Source organism: Blastococcus saxobsidens, assembly GCF_002938435.1.
Classification (GTDB): domain Bacteria; phylum Actinomycetota; class Actinomycetes; order Mycobacteriales; family Geodermatophilaceae; genus Blastococcus; species Blastococcus saxobsidens.
The window spans coordinates 1-17990 of the sequence record NZ_POQT01000043.1 but is presented as its reverse complement, the minus strand read 5'-3'; the positions used below and the strand labels follow the sequence as shown (position 1 = coordinate 17990).

The 17990-nt window shown below is 71.5% G+C and carries 15 protein-coding genes and 3 pseudogenes; 11 read left to right on the top strand and 7 right to left on the bottom strand.

Annotated features, from left to right (window positions below):
• Positions 1-53 precede the first annotated feature (53 nt).
• A complete protein-coding gene (locus tag C5507_RS19600; protein WP_242611363.1) occupies positions 54-509 on the top strand; it encodes a tripartite tricarboxylate transporter TctB family protein in 456 nt (151 codons plus the stop codon).
• A 7-nt stretch (positions 510-516) separates the two neighbouring features.
• Positions 517-2022 carry a tripartite tricarboxylate transporter permease gene (locus tag C5507_RS19595; RefSeq protein WP_104530181.1) on the top strand — a complete coding sequence of 502 codons (1506 nt, stop codon included), beginning with the start codon at positions 517-519 and terminating at the stop codon, positions 2020-2022.
• A 9-nt stretch (positions 2023-2031) separates the two neighbouring features.
• Here C5507_RS19595 and C5507_RS19590 read toward each other — a convergent pair whose 3' ends face one another.
• A complete protein-coding gene (locus tag C5507_RS19590) occupies positions 2032-2949 on the bottom strand; it encodes an AEC family transporter (RefSeq protein WP_104530180.1) in 918 nt (305 codons plus the stop codon).
• Positions 2950-3091: 142 nt separating this feature from the next.
• On the opposite strand from C5507_RS19590, the gene C5507_RS19585 reads away from it, so the two are divergent.
• Complete coding sequence (locus tag C5507_RS19585) at positions 3092-3676, top strand: hypothetical protein (protein WP_104530179.1); 585 nt, start codon at positions 3092-3094, stop codon at positions 3674-3676.
• Positions 3677-3697: 21 nt separating this feature from the next.
• On the opposite strand, the gene C5507_RS19580 is transcribed toward C5507_RS19585, so the two are convergent.
• Both C5507_RS19580 and C5507_RS19575 read right to left on the bottom strand, forming a co-directional pair.
• The gene (locus C5507_RS19580) at positions 3698-4465 is read right to left on the bottom strand and encodes a sulfite exporter TauE/SafE family protein (protein WP_104530178.1); all 768 of its coding nucleotides are present in this window, start codon (positions 4463-4465) and stop codon (positions 3698-3700) included.
• Between the two features lie 37 nt (positions 4466-4502).
• The gene (locus tag C5507_RS19575; RefSeq protein WP_104530177.1) at positions 4503-5279 is read right to left on the bottom strand and encodes a sulfite exporter TauE/SafE family protein; all 777 of its coding nucleotides are present in this window, start codon (positions 5277-5279) and stop codon (positions 4503-4505) included.
• A gap of 151 nt (positions 5280-5430) precedes the next feature.
• Between C5507_RS19575 and C5507_RS19570 the strand changes: the two genes are divergently transcribed.
• Positions 5431-6474, top strand: a complete 1044-nt coding sequence (locus tag C5507_RS19570; RefSeq protein ID WP_104530176.1) for a TIGR03885 family FMN-dependent LLM class oxidoreductase — start codon at positions 5431-5433, stop codon at positions 6472-6474.
• Positions 6471-8141 (top strand): alpha-amylase family protein, encoded by a 1671-nt coding sequence (locus C5507_RS19565; RefSeq protein ID WP_104530175.1) that lies wholly within the window; start codon positions 6471-6473, stop codon positions 8139-8141. Before C5507_RS19570 ends, C5507_RS19565 begins: the two co-directional genes overlap by 4 nt.
• 4 nt (positions 8142-8145) lie before the next feature.
• Here C5507_RS19565 and C5507_RS19560 read toward each other — a convergent pair whose 3' ends face one another.
• Both C5507_RS19560 and C5507_RS19555 read right to left on the bottom strand, forming a co-directional pair.
• Positions 8146-8349, bottom strand: coding sequence for a hypothetical protein (locus C5507_RS19560; protein WP_104530174.1), 204 nt, complete (start codon positions 8347-8349; stop codon positions 8146-8148).
• A gap of 116 nt (positions 8350-8465) precedes the next feature.
• Entirely contained in the window at positions 8466-11012 is a 2547-nt protein-coding gene (locus C5507_RS19555) for a DEAD/DEAH box helicase (protein WP_104530192.1), read from the bottom strand.
• Positions 11013-11170: 158 nt separating this feature from the next.
• Here C5507_RS19555 and C5507_RS22505 point away from each other — a divergent pair, with 158 nt between their 5' ends.
• Together C5507_RS22505 and C5507_RS19550 are read left to right on the top strand one after the other, a co-directional pair.
• A complete protein-coding gene (locus tag C5507_RS22505) occupies positions 11171-11308 on the top strand; it encodes a hypothetical protein (RefSeq protein ID WP_158657655.1) in 138 nt (45 codons plus the stop codon).
• Positions 11309-11522: 214 nt separating this feature from the next.
• Positions 11523-12380, top strand: a complete 858-nt coding sequence (locus C5507_RS19550) for a glucose 1-dehydrogenase (RefSeq protein ID WP_104530173.1) — start codon at positions 11523-11525, stop codon at positions 12378-12380.
• Between the two features lie 64 nt (positions 12381-12444).
• Here the strand turns inward: C5507_RS19550 and C5507_RS19545 are convergent, their stop codons facing one another.
• On the bottom strand, positions 12445-14829 hold the full coding sequence (locus C5507_RS19545; protein ID WP_104530172.1) for a SulP family inorganic anion transporter: 2385 nt from the start codon (positions 14827-14829) through the stop codon (positions 12445-12447).
• Between the two features lie 348 nt (positions 14830-15177).
• On the opposite strand from C5507_RS19545, the gene C5507_RS19540 reads away from it, so the two are divergent.
• A complete protein-coding gene (locus tag C5507_RS19540; RefSeq protein ID WP_158657654.1) occupies positions 15178-16167 on the top strand; it encodes a ScbA/BarX family gamma-butyrolactone biosynthesis protein in 990 nt (329 codons plus the stop codon).
• Here the strand turns inward: C5507_RS19540 and C5507_RS19535 are convergent.
• Positions 16115-16795, bottom strand: a complete 681-nt coding sequence (locus C5507_RS19535) for a ScbR family autoregulator-binding transcription factor (protein WP_104530170.1) — start codon at positions 16793-16795, stop codon at positions 16115-16117. The genes C5507_RS19540 and C5507_RS19535 overlap by 53 nt on opposite strands.
• A 197-nt stretch (positions 16796-16992) precedes the next feature.
• On the opposite strand from C5507_RS19535, the pseudogene C5507_RS23230 reads away from it, so the two are divergent.
• The 3 pseudogenes from C5507_RS23230 to C5507_RS19525 form a co-directional block, all read left to right on the top strand.
• Positions 16993-17124 (top strand): annotated as a pseudogene (locus C5507_RS23230) (IS982 family transposase); the annotation flags it as partial.
• Positions 17119-17390: pseudogene (locus tag C5507_RS19530) on the top strand (transposase); the annotation flags it as partial. The pseudogenes C5507_RS23230 and C5507_RS19530, both read left to right, overlap by 6 nt.
• A gap of 4 nt (positions 17391-17394) precedes the next feature.
• Positions 17395-17604: pseudogene (locus C5507_RS19525) on the top strand (IS982 family transposase); the annotation flags it as partial.
• Positions 17605-17990 lie beyond the last annotated feature (386 nt).

The following is a 17990-nucleotide window of genomic DNA, read 5'->3' as shown; positions in this document are numbered from 1 at the left end:
GCGCGGACGCCGCCCCACCGTCCTCCTCGACCCGTGAGGACCTGTCTGTGAACATGCACGGTGCGCGCAAGGACCTGCTCGCCGGCGCCGTCTTCGTGTGCTTCGGGCTGGCGTTCGCCCTCACCGCCGGCAGCTACGACGTGGGTAGCGCGCTGCGCATGGGGCCGGGCTACTTCCCCCTCGTCCTCGGTGGCCTGCTGGTCGTGCTCGGCATCGCCATCGCGGTCAAGGCGTTCGTCGCCGGCGAGGGCGGCGACCTCGGGGCCGTCCCGTGGAAGGCCCTCGTCCTCCTGGTGGTCGCCCTCCTCTTCTTCGGCTACACCGTCCGTGGCCTCGGCCTGGTCCCGTCCTTGCTGGTGACGGTCTTCCTGACCGCGCTGGCCGGACGCAACGCGCGGGTGATCCCCGCCGCCCTCGTCGCCGCGTCACTCACGGCCCTGAGCATCCTGATCTTCGTGATCGCGTTGCAGCTGCGGTTGCCGTACTTCGGCTTCTGGCTGCAGGGCTGACCGGCCGATGGACATCCTGCAGAACCTCGGCCTCGGGTTCGAGACGGCGTTCACGCCGATCAACCTGCTCTTCGCCTTCATCGGCGTCGCCCTCGGCACCGCGGTGGGGGTGCTGCCGGGCATCGGCCCGACGGCGACCATCGCCATGCTGCTGCCGATCACCTTCGGCTTCGAGCCGGTCACCTCGCTGATCATGCTGGCGGGCATCTACTACGGCGCCCAGTACGGCGGGTCGACCACCGCCATCCTGATCAACCTGCCCGGTGAGTCCTCGGCGGCGGTGACCGCGCTCGACGGCCACCAGATGGCCAAGCAGGGCCGGGCCGGGCCGGCGCTGGCCACGGCCGCGCTGGGCTCCTTCTTCGCCGGGACGGTGGGCACCCTCGCCCTGGCCCTGTTCGCGGTACCGATCTCGCAGGCCGCCCTGCTGTTCGGGGCGCCGGAGTACTTCTCGCTGGTGGTCCTGGGGCTCATCGCCTCGATCGCGCTGGCGAGCGGGTCGGTCCTCAAGGCGCTGGCGATGATCGTGCTGGGGCTGCTGCTCGGCACGGTCGGGCAGGACACCTTCTCCGGCACCCCGCGGTTCACCTTCGGCCTCCGGGAGCTGTACGGCGGGCTCGACTTCGTGGCTCTGGCCGTCGGCCTGTTCGGCGTCGCGGAGATCCTCCGCAACCTCGAAGGGGACATCACCCGCAGCGTCATGGTCCAGAAGGTCAAGAACCTCTGGCTCACCAAGGACGACTTCCGCCGGATCCGCGGTCCGGTGCTGCGCGGGACCGGCCTCGGCACCGTCCTGGGCGTGCTCCCGGGCGCCGGTCACGTGCTCGCGTCGTTCGTCTCCTACTCGGTGGAGAAGCGGGTCTCCAAGCGCCCCCAGGAGTTCGGGAAGGGCGCCATCGAGGGCGTCGCCGGCCCGGAGTCGGCGAACAACGCCGCCGCGCAGACCCAGTTCGTGCCGCTGCTGACCCTGGGGCTCCCCGTCAGCCCGATCATGGCGCTGCTGCTCGGCGCCTTCATCATCCAGGGGATCGTGCCGGGCCCCAATGTCATCAACGAGGAGCCGGCCCTGGTCTGGGGCCTCATCGCGTCGATGTGGATCGGCAACCTCTTCCTGGTGCTGCTGAACCTGCCGCTCATCGGGCTGTGGGTGAAGATGCTGACGATCCCGTACCGGTTCCTCTTCCCGGCGATCATCGCGTTCGCGTCGATCGGCACGTTCTCCATCAACCGGAACCCCTTCGACGTCTACGCGATCGCGTTCTTCGGCATCCTGGGCTACGTCCTGATCAAGCTGGGCTGCGAGCCGGCGCCGCTGCTGCTGGGCTTCGTGCTCGGTCCGCTGCTGGAGACCTACCTGCGCCGCTCGCTGATCATCTCCGACGGGGACCCGACCGTCTTCGTCACCCGGCCGATCTCGCTCGTCCTGCTCCTGCTGGCCCTCGGTGCCTTCGTGATCGCCGTGCTGCCGACGGTCCGCAAGAAGCGGGACGTGGTGTTCGAGGAGGAGGACTGACCGAACCGATCAGGCGGTGAGCGCCAGCCAGAGCGGCAGCGTGAGGAGCGCGGCCGTCGTCGCCGCCGACACCTGCGCGGCCACGAACGGGCCGTTGCCGTCCATCCGCGCGGCGAGGACGTAGGACGCCGTGGCCGGCGGTACGGCGGCGAAGGCGAGGACGACGAAGCGCTGCACGCCGTCCACGCCCAGGAGGGCGCAGAGCCCGAGAGCCACCGCCGGCACGGCGAGCAGCTTGACCGCTGCGAGGTAGCCGGCCATCAGGCGCTGCCCGCGTGGCAGCCCGCCGAGGCGCAGCGCCGCGCCGACCGCCAGCAGGCCCAGGGGCACGGCAGCCGCGGCCAGCCGGGCCAGTGTCGCGTCGACCGGCGTGGGCAACGCCAGTCCCAGGAGGTTGCCGACGAGACCCGTGACCGTGGCGATGATCAGCGGGTTGCGGACGACGGCGCGCAGCACCTCGCGGCCGCGGCCGGACCCCGCACCGCCGGGCGCGCTCCGGGCCAGTGCCGTCACGGCGAGGACGTTCACGAGCGGGACGGACACGCCCAGCAGGACCCCCATCAGGGCCAGGGCGGCCACCCCGAGGTCGTCGACCAGGGCGAGGGCGATGAAGGTGTTGAACCGGAAGGCCGTCTGCCAGCCCGAGGCCGCGGTCCTGCGGTCGATGCCGGGCAGCCACCGCACCAGCGCCCCGAGGAGGGCGCCGGCACCCGTCGCGCCCAGCCCGGCCAGCAGCGCGCCCCCCGAGCCGGCGGCCGCCAGATCCGCCGAGAGCGTGGTGCGGAACAGCAGGACCGGGAAGAGCACGAAGTAGACGAGGCGCTCGAGGTCGACCCAGAAGCCCGGGGACCGCCAGGCGAACCGGCGGAGCAGCAGCCCGATGAGGAGGAGCGCGAACTCCGGCAGGACCAGGGCACCCGCGCTCACCGGAGGAGCCTAGCCAGCCGTGGCGCAGGTCTCCCCGGCCGGGCGCCCCGGCGCGGCATCACGGTGCGTGAGGAGTCCGCCGGGGCGGCGTCCCGGGTCGGTGGGGCTGGTGCGCCTAGCGTGGCGGACGAGGTGATGAGTCATGAGTGAACGCAACGGAAGCACCGCCGCCGGCACCGGGACCGCCGAGATCCCCGTCGTGCGCCCCGCCGGCCCGGAGACAGCGACGACGGCGACGCCGCCGGTACCGGAGCCGGTCGCCGTGCCGACCCCACCGCCCCCACCGGGGGCGCCGGCCGAGGAGGTGCCGGGCGGGGACCGTGACCTCTCGGGCATGCAGGCGACCGCACCGGTGAGCGTCCGACCCCGGCCCCGCCTGCCGCGCCGCGGGCCGCTGACCGTGATGGGTCCGTGGGCCCCGGTGGCCGGTGGGCTGATCGGCCTGCTGCTGGGCGCGATCGCCGCGCTGGTCCTGGCCGGTGCGGCCGACGGCTTCGAGGACCGCCTGGCCCTGGTCTTCGTCGTCCTCGCGCTGGGCATGCTGGGCAGCGCCGGCGTGCTGCTCGCCGACGAGGTCCGCATGATGCGCCAGCAGGCCCGCGACGCCGTCGTCCGCCCGGCGTCCGTGGAGGCGACGGTGGGGCTGCTCAACGGCCTGACGCCGGCGCGCCTGCTGCTGCTGTCCAGCGGGTTCGTGTTCTTCCTGGCGGCCTTCGTCAGCCGTTGAGGCGGCGCCCTCGCCGGGTGCTCAGGTGTAGGCGTCGACCGCGAGGTGGACGGCCAGGCCGAGCCCGGCGAGGGCGATGACCCGCCGCAGCGCCGTCTGCGGCGCCACCCGCACGATGCGGGGGCCGAGCAGGGAGCCGAGGAACAGCCCGATGGCCAGCGGGAGGGCGGCCGACCAGACGATCGAGGCGAAGAGGACGAACCCGACGGCGGCGACGGTGTTGGCCACCCCCAGCACGACGTTGCGCATCGCGTTGCTGCGGGGCAGGCCCTCGCCGGTCGTGAGCAGGAACGTGGCCAGCATGAGCACGCCGGCCGCGGCGCCGAAGTAACCGCCGTAGACGGAGATGGCGAGCACGGCGACCGGGAGCCACCACTGGTCGGGCCGTCCGGCGCGCGCCATCGCCCCCTCGGCCGCGAGCTCCCGCGGCGGCCGCTGGACCAGGATGGCGATCGACGCCGCGCCGATCAGCCAGGGCACGATCTTCTCGAACCCGCCCTCCGGCGTGAGCAGGAGCAGCAGCGCCCCCGCGGCTCCGCCGACGAGCCCGGCCGCCATCAGCGGCAGCAGGCGCCGGCCCTGCCCCTGGAGCTCCGGACGGGAGGCGCTCACCGTCCCCACGCCGACCACGACCAGTGCCGCGGTGTTGGTGACGTTCGCCGTCACCGGGGGGAGGCCGACGGCGAGCAGCGCCGGGTAGCTGATCAGCGAGGCCAGCCCGGCGATGCTGCCGGTGAGCCCGGCACCGATGCCGGCGAGGACGAGGAAGGCGAACTCCCAGACGCTCATCCTCGCTGCTCCGCAGGGGAACCCGGGCCTTCGGCGCTCATCCGGTCACCAGCACCGCGATCGCGACCAGGCCGAGCACCACGATCGCCGCCCGCAGCACCGGCGCCGGCAACCGACGGCCGTAGCGGGAGCTGACCGCCCCGCCGATCAGCGAGCCCGCGGACAGCAACGCGGCGGCCGTCCAGTCGATGCGATCGGTGGCCACCACCACGTAGGCGAGTGCGGCGACGGCGTTGACCGCCAGCGTCAGCACGTTCTTGATGGCGTTCAGCCGCTGCAGCGGCTCGCGCAGGATCAGGCCGAAGATGCCGATCTGCAGCACGCCCTGGCTGGCGGCGAAGTACCCGCCGTAGGTGCCGGTGGCGTAGGCGCCGACGAAGCAGGCGAGCAGCCGGCCGCCCCGGACCGGCGGGGCCGTGCCGTCGGCGGGCCGGGCGGGCAGGCTGCGGGTGAGCAGCGGCTGGAACGCCACCAGCACGACGGCGAGCCCGATGAGCGCCGGGACGATGGTCTCGAACGCCTCGGCCGGCAGGGTCAGGAGCAGGAAGGCCCCGGTGAGCGCTCCGAGGATCGAGGCCGGCAGCAGCCGCAGCAGCAGCCGGCGCTGCCCACGGAGCTCCCGGCGGTAGCCGATCGAGCCACTGAGGTTGCCGGCCACGAGGCCCAGGGAGTTGCTGATGGTGGCCGGCAGCGGGGGGAGGCCGACGGCCAGCAGCACCGGGAAGCTGACCAGGGTGCCGGACCCGACGACGGCGTTGATGCCGCCGGCAGCGAAGCCCGCCGCGGCCACGGCGAGCATCTCCCAGCCGGTCATCCGCACATCCCGGGAAGCGTCGCACGCCGTCCGCCCCGGCCGCCGTCGCGGGAGTGTCGAACCGCTCACACCCGCGACCGCGGCCTGCGCGGCGGCAGGACCGCGCGCAGTTGGGCTCGCCGTGGAGCCCGGATCTCGGTAGGCATGGCCCATGGCGGTGATCGGATTCCACAACTCCCACGAGCAGGTCCACCCCGCGGAGCTGCTCGAGGCGGTCCAGCACGCCGAGGAGGTGGGCTTCACCGCGGCGATGTGCTCGGACCACCTCACGCCCTGGAACCCGCGGCAGGGCGAGTCGGGGTTCGCCTGGTCGTGGCTGGGTGCGGCCATGGCGACGACGTCCCTGCCCTTCGGGGCGGTGAACGCGCCGGGCCAGCGCTACCACCCGGTGATCGTGGCCCAGGCGATCGCCACCCTCGGCGCGATGTTCCCCGGTCGCTTCTGGGTGGCCCTGGGCAGCGGTGAGGCGATGAACGAGCACGTGACCGGCGACAAGTGGCCCCGGAAGGACGTGCGCGACGCCCGTCTCCGTGAGTGCGTCGACGTGATCCGCCGGCTGCTCGCCGGCGAGGAGGTCAGCCACGACGGCCTGGTCACCGTCGACCGGGCGGTGATCTACACGCTCCCCGAGGTGCAGCCCGCGCTCATCTGCCCGGCGGTCAGCGTGGCCACCGCCCGCCGGGGTGCCGACTGGGCCGACGGGCTGGTCACCATCAACCAGCCGCACGACAAGCTGCGCGAGATGATCGCCGCCTACCGGGACGCCGGGGGCCAGGGCAAGCTCGTGCTGCAGGTGCACGTCTCCTGGGATCCCGACGGCGACCGCGCGCTGGCGATCGCGCACGACCAGTGGCGCAGCAACGTGTTCCCGCCGCCGCTGTGCTGGGACCTCGACAGCCCGGAGGCCTTCGAGCAGGCCAGCGCGCACGTCGCCCCCGAGGACGTCACGGGGGCGGTGCGGGTCTCGGCGGACCTCGGTCAGCACACGGCCTGGCTGCAGGAGTACCTGGAGCTCGGCTTCGACGAGGTGTACCTGCACCACGTCGGGGTGGAGCAGCGGCCCTTCCTCGACGCCTTCGGCGAGCACGTGCTGCCGCAGCTCGGGGTCACGGCCCAGGCGCCGGTGGTCGCCATCGATCCACCGGGGCCGGCCGAGAACCGCCGTCCGGACCTCGACCCGGTGCCGGCGCCGTGAGGATCACCGACACCAGCGACCTGTGGTGGAAGAACGCCGTCGTCTACTGCCTGGACGTCGAGACGTTCATGGACTGGAACGGCGACGGCGTCGGTGACTTCGCGGGCCTCGCCCAGCGCCTGGACCACCTGGCCGACCTCGGCGTCACCTGCCTGTGGCTGATGCCCTTCTACCCGACCGCCGAGCGCGACGACGGCTACGACATCACCGACTTCTACGGCGTCGACCCGCGGCTGGGCACGCACGGCGACCTGGTCGAGGTGATCCGGACGGCCAACGACCGCGGCATGCGGGTCATCGCCGACCTGGTCGTCAACCACACCTCGCGCAAGCACCCGTGGTTCCGGTCGGCGGAGTCGTCGAAGGACTCGCCGTTCCGCGACTTCTACGTGTGGCGCTCCGACCCGCCGCCGGACACCTCCGACCAGGTCGTCTTCCCCGATCAGGAGGACAGCATCTGGACGCTGTCGGAGAAGACGGGGGAGTGGTACCTGCACAAGTTCTACAAGGAGCAGCCGGACCTGAACGTGACCAATCCGAAGGTCCGCGACGAGGTCGCCAAGATCATGGGGTTCTGGTTGCAGGTCGGGCTGTCGGGGTTCCGCGTGGACGCCGTCCCCTTCTTCCTGGAGACCGCGGGGGCCGACGGCGGGGCCCTGCCCGACCCGCACGAGTACCTGCGCGACCTGCGCGCGCTGGTCGGTCGGCGGTCGGGCAGCGGCGTGCTGCTGGGGGAGGTCAACCTGCCCTACGAGGAGCAGGTGCAGTTCTTCGGTGGTACCGACGGCGACGAGCTGACCATGCAGTTCGACTTCATCGGCATGCAGGCGCTCTACCTGTCGCTGGCACGCGTCGACGCAAGACCCCTGACGACGGCCCTGGAGGGCCGGCCGACGCTGGACCCGGACTCGCAGTGGGCGACCTTCGTGCGCAACCACGACGAGCTGACGCTGGACAAGCTGTCCGACGACGAGCGGGCCGAGGTCTTCGCCGCGTTCGGGCCCGAGGAACGGATGCAGGTCTACGGGCGCGGGCTGCGCCGGCGACTGCCACCGATGCTGGAGGGCGATCCTCGGCGGGTGCGCATGGTCTACAGCCTGCTGTTCTCCCTGCCCGGCACCCCGGTGCTCTTCTACGGCGAGGAGATCGGCATGGGCGAGGACCTGGACGCGGAGGGCCGGCTCGCCGTCCGGACACCCATGCAGTGGACGTCGGGCCGCAACGGCGGCTTCTCCGACGCCGCGCCCGGGAAGCTGCCGGGGCCGGTGGTCAGCGGCGGCTTCGCGCCCGAGTACGTCAACGTGGCCGACCAGCGCAACGACCCCGACTCGCTGCTGTCCTTCATGAAGCTGCTGATCCGCCGGTACCGGGAGTCACCGGAGCTGGGCTGGGGCGGTTTCACGGTGCTGGAGCACCCGTGCCCCGAGGTGCTGGCGCACCTGTGCACCTGGGACGACGGTGCGCTGGTGGCCGTGCACAACCTCGGCTCCGAGCCGCGGACGGTGCCGATCACCCTGGAGGGCTGCGACTCCTCGCACCGGCTGGTCGACCTGCTGCAACCCGGCGGGGAGGCGGTCGCCGACACCGGCGGGGCCGAGATCCAGCTGGACGGCTACGGCTACCGGTGGCTGCGGGTGGTGGCCCAGGACAGCCGGCGGCTGGTGTGACCGGCTAGCGGCGATCCTGCTGCCGGCGGGCGATGACGACGAGGGCGACCAGGACGAGCGCCAGCGGGGCCCAGCCGGGCAGCCCGAACGGGCCGAGGATCAGCGCGGCGACGAACAGGATGGCCTGGAACGCCAGCCAGAAGCCCGCCAGCACGATCACCCAGAAGAGCACGGGGCGTTCCATCTGCAGTTGGCGCAGGTAGTTCATCGCCCCTCCTCGGGGTCCCGATCGGTCGCTTCCGGTGGTACATCGGCAGCGCGGCGCCACTCCTGAAGGCGTGTGCAGGGAGCACAACTCCCCGCCGGCGGCAGACGTTCCCGCGCTCAGTCCCTGCGGCCGGCGTCGACCAGCCGGATGACGGCGGAGCCCTCCTCGTCCGAGGCCTCCAGGTCCACCTCCACGTCGACGCCCCAGTCGTGGTTCCCGTCCGGATCGTCGAGGATCTGCCGCACCTTCCAGACGCCGGGCTCCGACCTGTCCCAGATGAGCAGCGCCGGGCCGCGGGCGTCGCCGCCGGTGTTCAGCTCGGCGTGCTCCTCGAAGTAGCCGCGCACCACCGGCTCCCAGCGGTCGGCGTCCCACCCCGAGGCCTTGTCCAGCTCGCCGAGGTCGTACCACCGGCGGCGGGCCCACAGCTCGACCCGGCGGAACAGCGCGTTGCGCACCATCGCGGTGAACGCCCGCTCGTTGCCGGTGAGCGGCCGCGGCCGGGCCGGGACGGCCACCTCGGCGACCGGACCGTCGTCCGGATTCGTGAGTGCCTCCCACTCGTCGAGCAGCGAGGAGTCCACCTGGCGCACCAGCTCACCGAGCCACTCGACGAGGTCGGTCACCTCCTCGGTGCGCGCGGCGGCGGGAACGCCGGACCGCAGTGCCTTGAAGGCGTCGGAGAGGTAGCGCAGCACGGCACCCTCGGACCGGGTGAGCCCGTAGGTGTTGACGAACTCGCGGAAGGTGAACGCCCGCTCCCACATCTCGCGGACCACCGACTTGGGGGAGAGCTGTGCGTCGGCGGCCCACGGGTTGGTCTGCACGTACACCTCGAAGGCCGCGCCGAGGAGCTCCTCCAGAGGCTTGGGGTAGGTGACCTCCTCCAGCAGCTCCATGCGCTCGTCGTACTCGATGCCTTCGGCCTTCATCTGCGCCACGGCCTCGCCCTTGGCCTTGTTGAGCTGGGCGGCGAGGATCTGCCGTGGGTCGTCGAGGGTGGCCTCGATGACGCTGACGACGTCGAGGGCGTAGGTCTCGGAGTCGGCGTCCAGCAGGTCGATCGCGGCGAGGGCGAAGGTCGACAGGGGCTGGTTGAGCGCGAAGTCCTCGGGCAGGTCCAACGTCAGGTCGTAGCGGCGCCCGTCCGGCTCGGGCTGCGGCAGGCGTTCCAGGACGCCGGCCTGCAGCAGCGAGCGGGCGGTGCCGATCGCCTCGCGGATGTGCTGGAGCTGCTTCTTGCGCCGCTCGTGGTTGTCGGTGAGCAGCCGGCGCATGGCCGCGAACGGGTCGCCGGGGCGGTCGACGACGTCGAGGATCATCGACGTCGACACCCGCATGTTGCTGGTCAGCTTCTCGGGTTCGCCCTCGACGAGGCGGTTCATCGTCGCCTCGCTCCACGGCACCATGCCGTCGGGCACCTTCTTGCGCACCAGCTTGCGGCGCTTCTTCGGGTCGTCGGCGACCTTCGCGAACTGCTTGAGGTTCTCCACCTCGTGCTCCGGCGCCTGGACGACGACGGTGCCGGCGGTGTCGTAGCCGGCGCGTCCGGCGCGGCCGGCGATCTGGTGGAACTCGCGCACCTGGAGCAGCCGGGTGCGGGTGCCGTCGTACTTCGACAGCGCGCTGAACACGACGGTGCGGATCGGCACGTTGATGCCGACGCCGAGGGTGTCGGTGCCGCAGATGACCTTGAGCAGCCCGGCCTGCGCCAGCTGCTCCACCAGCCGCCGGTACTTGGGCAGCATGCCGGCGTGGTGGACGCCGATGCCGTGCCGGACCAGCCGGCTGAGGGTGGTGCCGAAGGCGGAGGAGAAGCGGAAGCTGCCGATCATGTCGGCGATCGCGGCCTTCTGCTCCTTGGTGGCGACGTTGACGCTCATCAGGGCCTGGGCGCGCTCGAGCGCGGAGGCCTGGGTGAAGTGGACGACGTAGATGGGCGCCTGCTGGGTGTCCAGCAGCTCCTGGATCGTCTCGTGCATCGGCGTCGTGGCGTAGTAGTGGTGCAGCGGCACCGGCCGCTCGGCGTTGGCGACCAGGGCCGTGGGGCGGCCGGTGCGGCGGGTGAGGTCCTCCCGCAGGAAGGTGACGTCGCCCAGGGTGGCGCTCATCAGGAGGAACTGCGAATCGGTGAGTTCCAGCAGCGGCACCTGCCAGGCCCAGCCGCGGTCGGGGTCGCCGTAGAAGTGGAACTCGTCCATGACCACGAGCCCGATGTCGGCTCCCGAGCCCTCGCGCAGCGCGATGTTGGCCAGCACCTCGGCGGTGCAGGCGATGATCGGGGCCCCGGCGTTGACGCTGGCGTCGCCGGTGAGCATGCCGACGTTGGCCGCGCCGAAGACGCCGCAGAGGGCGAAGAACTTCTCGCTGACCAGTGCCTTGATCGGCGCGGTGTAGTAGCTGCGCCGGCCGGCGGCCAGGGCGGCGTACTGCGCGCCGGTGGCCACCAGGGACTTGCCGGAGCCGGTCGGTGTGGCCAGGACGACGTTCGCGCCGCTGACCAGCTCGATCAGCGCCTCCTCCTGCGCCGGGTACAGCGTCGTGCCGCCCGCCTCGGCCCAGGCGGCGAACGAGGCGAACAGCTCGTCGGGGTCGCTGCCCAGCGCCTTCAGCGCGGAGAGGTCGGCAGGGTCGGCGAGGAGGGGCGGGGCGGTGGCGGTCATCGTGAGGGACAGCGTGCCCGATGCTGCGGCGCTTCCCGCGCTGCGGTCGCCGAACCGCCGCCAGGTCACGAAATGGTCACGAAGCCTGTAGGACCGGCGTGAATGGGTCGATGCTTGGTCAGTAGGTGAACAACAGGTGAACGGAAGGTGGCTGGGCGATGCGTGATCTGGGATGTCCTGAGTGCCGGTGGGTGCCCGTCGTCGACGGCCGCGGCAAGCGCCGGCTCGAGATGCGCTGGCAGCTGTCGGGTGCGGTGACCGCCATCCCGGCCGCGCCGGTCTCCCGCGCCGCCTGAGGCAGCGGAACCACTTCCCGACCCGGGCAGTGGGAGTGGCGCACGAAGGTGCGCCGGTCCCAGTGCCCGGGTCGCGTGCTGTCCGGGCCGGGCGTCGGTCCGGCTCTCCTCGGGGCTCGGCGTGGGTTCCGGGCGGGTGCGGCCGGGGTAGGCGCGCAGGCGTCGGCCCCGGTGAGCACAGCCCGGGCCCCGGAGAGCGCACCCGAGGAGAACCATGTCGTCACCACGCCCCGAGTCCCAGCCCGCCCAGCAGCAGAGCGTTCCCGGCACCCTCGGGGAGATGGACCCCAAGCCCGACCACGGTGAGGAGAGCTACCAGGGCTCCGGGCGGCTCACCGGCAAGGCCGCCGTCATCACCGGTGGTGACAGCGGCATCGGCCGAGCGGTCGCCATCGCGTTCGCCCGCGAGGGTGCCGACGTCCTCATCTCCTACCTGGACGAGCACGAGGACGCGCAGGACACCGCCAGGTACGTCGAGCGGGCCGGGCGCAGGTGCGTGCTGGTGCCCGGCGACATCTCCGACCGCGCGCACTGCAAGACGATCGTCCCGAAGGCGGTCGAGGAGTTCGGCAAGGTCGACATCCTGGTCAACAACGCCGCCTTCCAGATGAGCCACGACTCGATCGACAACATCTCCGACGACGAGTGGGACCACACCCTCGCCACCAACCTGTCGGCGATGTTCACGCTCACCAAGGACGCGATCCCGCACATGCCGCCGGGCGCCTCGATCGTCAACTCGTCGTCGGTGAACTCCGACAACCCGAGCCCGAACCTCATCGCCTATGCGATGACCAAGGCGGGCATCGCCAACTTCACCGCCTCGCTCGCCCAGATGCTGGCCGAGAAGGGCATCCGGGCCAACAGCGTCGCGCCGGGCCCCGTATGGACGCCGCTGATCCCGGCGACCATGCCGGAGGACAAGGTGGAGAGCTTCGGCCAGCAGGTCCCGCTGGGCCGGGCCGGGCAGCCGGCCGAGCTGGCGCCGGTGTACGTGCTGCTGGCCAGCGACGAGGCGTCCTACGTCTCCGGTGCCCGCGTCGCCGTCACCGGAGGCAAGCCCATCCTGTGACCGTTCCCGCGGGGGCCACGCGCGTGCGCGTGGCCCCCGCGGGGACGGTGCCCGGGCAGGGTGGTCAGGAACGAGCCGGCGTCAGGTCGTGCAGGGGGCCCTGCCACCTGGCGGCCGACACCTCCGTCGGCGGCGCGAACCGGCCCGTCGTCGGGTCCAGCAGGTGCACCTGCGCGGAGCCGATGTCGAAGAACATCCCGGTGACGCGCACTCGGCCCTCGTCGACCGCCCGCCGTACCGACGGGTGGGTGAGCAGGTGCTCGAGCTGCTGGACGACGTTCGACCGGGCCAGCCGGTCGGCGGGAGACAGTCCGGCGTCGCCGCCCGTGCCCGCGCCGTCGGGCCGGATGGTCTCCTCCTCGAGGCGGACGTCGCCGTGGTCGAGCCAGCGCCCCGTCGCCGGCGGGATGCTGCGGCGGTCGTCCATGAGCAGGGCCGCCATCGCGCCACAGCCGGAGTGCCCGCACACGGTGATGGCCTGTACGGACAAGACCTCCACCGCGTACTCGATCGCCGCGGCGACCGAGCTGTCATCGGGGTGGGCCGAGTCGCTGTGCGGTGGGACGAGGTTGCCGATGTTGCGCAGGGTGAACAGGTCGCCCGGGCCGCTCGCGGTGATCAGGTTCGGCACGACACGGGAGTCCGCGCAGGCGATGAACAGGTGGGTGGGCCGCTGGCCGTGCTCCGCCAGGTCGGCCAGGTAGGGCTCGACCAGGGGTGCGGTCAGGCGCTGGTACTCGGTGATCCCGCGGTGGAGCCGGGCCTCCGCGGACACTTCGCCGTCGCCGTCGCCGTCGCCGTCGCCGTCGCCGTCGCCAGGGCCGTGGCCGTTGCTCTCGACGACGATGTTGGGCTCGTCGGAACCGTCTGGACCTGGCCAGGGGGCGAACCAGGCCGGGTCGGTGAGCTGCTGCTCGGCGGCCTCGCTGCCCTTGCGGAGGACCGGGCTGGCCGACTCCCGGCTGGAGTACCAGGGGCGGCGGCGTTCCTCGAGCCGAATCGTGCCCCCGAGCCGCTCGTGCGTGGTCTGCCAGTTGTGCAGGCAGTCGAACGCGGTGTGGTCGAGGAAATCGATGTCGAGCTCCAGGTCGACGTCGGCGCCGACCGGCACCTCGCGCAGCGCCGAGGTGAGCTTCGGAGCGGACAGGAAGGTCAGGGAGCCGGCCACCCGGACGTGCCACCGGTCACCCCGCTGCGAGACCTCCACGTGGGTGTGGGTGAGCCGGTACATGGCGAGCAGCAGGGTCACGCCGAGGCCGATGAGCACGCCTTCGAGGAGGTCGGTGAGCAGCACCCCCAGCACGGTGGCCACGTAGGCGGGCAGGTCGCGGTGGCGGTGCAACTCCCGGATGTTGCCGAGGTCGAGCAGCCGGACGCCGACCACGACGAGCAGCGCGGCGAGGGCGGGCAGCGGGATCTGCTCGACCAGGCCACCGAAGAAGACCACGAAGACGACGATCCAGAGGCCGTGCAGGACCGCCGAGGTGCGGGTGCGTGCCCCGGCCTTCACGTTGGTCGAGCTGCGCACGATGACGCCGGTCACGGGCAGGCCGCCGGCCAGACCGGAGGCGATGTTCGCCGCGCCCTGGCCCATGAGCTCCCGGTCCACGTCGGTCCGCGGGCCGTTGTGCATCTTGTCGACGGCCACCGCGGACAGCAGCGATTCCAGGCTGGCCACCAGCGCGATGGTGAGCACCCCGAGGGCGATGCCGGGGATGTCCCCGGACGGGAGCCCGGGCAGCCCCAGGTCGTCCAGGATGTTGTCGGGCACCTCGGGACGGGCGAGGTGGTCGAGTCCCAGCACGGCCGCGACGACCGTGGCGACGACGATGGCCGGAAGCGCGGCGGGGACCGCGGACATCATCTTGGGCAGCCGGGGCCAGGCGAGCAGCAGGATGATCGTCAGGGCGCCGATGAAGTCGGCGTCGGCATGGGCGGCCATGACGGAAGCAGGCAACGTCAGCAGGTTCTCGACCGGTGAGGCCTGCGGCGACTCGCCCAGGACGACGTGCAGCTGGGCCAGCACGATGGAGATGCCGATGCCGGCGAGCATGCCGTGGACGACGGCCGGTGACACGGCCAGCGCCCCCCGGGCCACGCGAGAGACCCCCAGGCCGATCTGCACGAGGCCGGCCAGGGCGGTGATGAGGCACATTGTGGCCCACCCGTACTGGTCGATGAGCTGCGCGACGACCACCGTCAGGCCTGCGGCCGGCCCGCTGACTTGGACGACGGAGCCGCCGAGCAGACCGGCCACGATTCCACCGACGGCGGCCGCGATGAGGCCGGCGGTGACGGGAGCGCCGGACGCGAGGGCGATACCGAGGGACAGCGGTACGGCGACCAGGAAGACCACGAGTGATGCGGGGAGGTCATGGCGCCAGTGGCCTAGTCCGACGGTCTGGAGTCCGGGTCGGCGACCGGGCGGGGTAGAGGGCGGGTCGGGCACGGTCGAGGTACTCACGGTACGGGTCCTTTTCGCTGCGGGACGGGGACGCCGAGGGCGGCCGCGTGGGTCCGGAGATGGCGGGGAGGTCGGCAGGGGTCCTGGTCGACGGCCGTGAGGGCCGTGAGGCGTCGTTCTGTCAGCGCCGGGGTCTCCAGACGGCTACGTGGCTCGCAGCTCCCACTGACAGGCAAGGTGTACGGAGAAACCGTACCGACCGGTCTGCTTAGTTTCATGCCGAGGCGGAAAAGTTTTGGTGAACCCCGCATGACCCCCGGCGGGGTGGGCAGATGTGTAGTCGGTCGACTCCCTGGAGTGACGCGTACTCGACGACCTCAGGAAGGACGACTCATGGGTGACATTCCCAGCCTCTCGGCGCCCCGTGCCTTGCTGCGCGATCCACAGGTCCGCCGGGAGTGGGAGGGAAAGCTCTCCACGTGGCGGACCGTGGACCGGCGCGCCGTGCACAAGGCTGCCGTGGCCGAAGTGCTCATCACCGACGTGGCGCCGATCGACCCGGCACTCAGCGTGGCCGCGGCGCAGTGGGCCGGCGGGCACCCCACGTTCAGGCCCGCGACGAACGGGCGACCGCACCCCCTGCTTTTCGTGGAGACGGTGCGGCAGGCCGCGATCTACCTCGCGCACCAGGAATACGGTGTGCCACCTGGCTCCCACTTCATCTTCGAGCGCATCACGGCGTCATTCCCCGAGGCGGAACCGTGGGGCCCGTCCACGGAGCCGGTGTCGGTTCTCGTCGCGGTGCGCACGAACCTCCACCGTGTCGGTGGTCGCGTCGCGGGCGCGTACATCGAGAGCGAGGCATGGTCGATGAATCGGCGTATCGCGACCTGTCAGGCGTCGTACCGGTGTCTGGGCGCTCGTGCGTACGCCCGGATCCGCAGAGCCGGGAGGTCCACGCTCCGGGCTGGCCCGACCCCCGACATCCCTGCCCCACGCCACCGCTCGGCGCGGCGGGCGGACGGTCCGGCCGGAGAAAGCGTGTCCACTCTCGAATTCGACCCGCACCACCCGACGTACTTCGACCATCCGGTCGACCACCTGCCTGGCATGCTCCTGCTCAATGCCGCCGTGGAGGCGGGGATGCGGCGGCTCCGGCACCCGGCCGTCGACCGTCTGGAGCAGCTCGACATGTCCTTCGACCGGTTCGCGGAGCTCGACCGGGCAGTGTCGATCGTTTCGCGGCCTGCGCCCAGCTCGGTCGGAGGCGACAGCCTGGCGGTCGCTGTCGAGCAGGAGGGCGCCGTCGTCGCGCAGGCCGCCCTACGATTCACCCGCTCGACGGCACCCCGGGTGAGCCGACGGCCGGGATCGGCTCGGTAGGGGCCAACGCGGGCCACACCAGCGTCCAGAACTCGCTGACCCGCTCGAGCAGATCGGCTCTGCGCTCGAGTTGGTAGGAGATCTGGTCCATGCCGTAGAAGCTCGCCACCATGACGCGGGCAGCCTGCGCCGGTGGGATATGGGCACTGATCTGGCCCTTCGCCTGGCCGTCCTGGAGGAGTGAGGTCACCAGGAGCTCCCACTGCACATAGGGCCGTGGGAGCTCCGACAGTGTGGCCGGTGGCAGCTCGAACAGCAGGCGCTTGGTGGCCTGGGTGGCGGGATCGTGCATGAACTCCTGCGCGATCCGGTTCATCACCGCGACCAACGCCTGCAGCACGTCGTCATGGGCGGCCGCGATGTCAGCCAGGACCTTTGGCCATCGCTCGTAGGTCTCGTGCACGATCGAGAGCGCTATCTCCTCCTTGGAGGAGAAGTGCCAGTAGACGGCGCCCTTCGTCAGGCCGGTGGCCGCGGTGATGTCGTTGAGCGACGTCGAGGGGTAGCCGTGCTCGCTGAATAGCACCGCGGCCGCAGTCATGATCGACCGGCGGGTGGCCGCACCGTCGTTCGCGCGGCCTTGCAGGCGCCGCACCGGGGGGTCGTCGTCCACCCGCAGGTCTGCCACATGCCACCATGCTTCCGGTCCGTGGACTCTGTGAGTCCGAGGGGCCGAGTCTAGATGACTGAATCCTATTGACCCGGGCGCGTGTCGGTCCACCCGGAAGTGGGCGGAGGGTGCCAAGACCGATGTGTGAGCAACAACCTCACACCCTCCTGACCGCACTCTACGTAGAAACGTAGAATTGGAAGACCGCGTCCTGCCTGGGCTGGTCGCGGGCGCACCGGCCAGGCCGCAAGCCGGTTCTGACCGACGCCGCGCTGCTGTGTCTGGCCGTCGCCCAGCAGCTGCTCGAGATCGCCAGCGAGCGGCGGTGGATCCGCTACGCCCTGGCCGACAAGCTCCCCAAGGTCGCCGAGCACCTCGAGGCCGCCCGCGCCGACGTGCTGGCCTCCACCGCCTTCCCCAAGGAGGTCTGGCGCCAGATCTGGAGCAACAATCCCAGCGAGCGGCTGAACCGGGAGATCCGCCGTCGCACCGACGTCGTGGGCATCTTCCCCGACCGTGACTCGTCATCCGCCTGGTCGGCGCCATGTTGGCCGAGCAGCACGACGAATGGACCGAAGGCCGCCGCTACCTCGGCCTCGACGTACTGGCCCGCCGGATTCGGCAAGCTCGCCAGCTGCCGGCAATGGATCGAGGCGGTCTCCGACACCCTCAAAGGCCAGCTCACCCTCGAAGACCATGGAGGACGGACCCTGGCCGGGGTCTACGCCCGCGTCGGTGCCCGACTACTCGCCCTGGCCGCCGCGATCTGGCACAACTGGCACATCGGAGCCCCGGTCAAGCGCTCCCTGATCGCCTACGACCACTGAGATCACTATGATTCACTCATCTAGGCTGCGGACGCCCCGAGGCACGAGGGACTTCCCGCCTGGACGCCACTGATCCCGGCGACCATGCCCGAGGAGAAGGTGGAGAGCTTCGGTCAGCAGGTCCCGCTCGGACGCCCCGGCTAACCGGCCGAGCTCGCCGGTGTACGTGCTGCTGGCCAGCGACGAGGCGTCCTACGTCTCCGGCGCCCGCGTCGCCGTCACCGGCGGCAAGCCGATCCTCTGACCCTTTGCAGATGATCAGGATGCTCCTATGGATGGTCAAGCTGCTGATGCGAGGTTTTCGGCGGGTTGGGTTGGGCGGAGGACGTAGTAGAGCTCGCGGGCGATCATGCGCTTGAGGCAGCGGATGATGTCTTTCTTGGACA

Bases quoted from the DNA above. Each gene is read 5' to 3' on its own strand.
- C5507_RS19550 (WP_104530173.1), top strand. From the start codon at position 11,523: ATGTCGTCACCACGCCCCGAGTCCCAGCCCGCCCAGCAGCAGAGCGTT.
- C5507_RS19585 (WP_104530179.1), top strand. From the start codon at position 3,092: ATGAGTGAACGCAACGGAAGCACCGCCGCCGGCACCGGGACCGCCGAG.
- C5507_RS19595 (WP_104530181.1), top strand. From the start codon at position 517: ATGGACATCCTGCAGAACCTCGGCCTCGGGTTCGAGACGGCGTTCACG.
- C5507_RS19540 (WP_158657654.1), top strand. From the start codon at position 15,178: ATGGGTGACATTCCCAGCCTCTCGGCGCCCCGTGCCTTGCTGCGCGAT.
- C5507_RS19575 (WP_104530177.1), bottom strand. From the start codon at position 5,279: ATGACCGGCTGGGAGATGCTCGCCGTGGCCGCGGCGGGCTTCGCTGCC.
- C5507_RS19600 (WP_242611363.1), top strand. From the start codon at position 54: ATGCACGGTGCGCGCAAGGACCTGCTCGCCGGCGCCGTCTTCGTGTGC.
- C5507_RS19560 (WP_104530174.1), bottom strand. From the start codon at position 8,349: ATGAACTACCTGCGCCAACTGCAGATGGAACGCCCCGTGCTCTTCTGG.
- C5507_RS19570 (WP_104530176.1), top strand. From the start codon at position 5,431: ATGGCGGTGATCGGATTCCACAACTCCCACGAGCAGGTCCACCCCGCG.
- C5507_RS19580 (WP_104530178.1), bottom strand. From the start codon at position 4,465: ATGAGCGTCTGGGAGTTCGCCTTCCTCGTCCTCGCCGGCATCGGTGCC.
- C5507_RS22505 (WP_158657655.1), top strand. From the start codon at position 11,171: ATGCGTGATCTGGGATGTCCTGAGTGCCGGTGGGTGCCCGTCGTCGAC.
- C5507_RS19555 (WP_104530192.1), bottom strand. From the start codon at position 11,012: ATGACCGCCACCGCCCCGCCCCTCCTCGCCGACCCTGCCGACCTCTCC.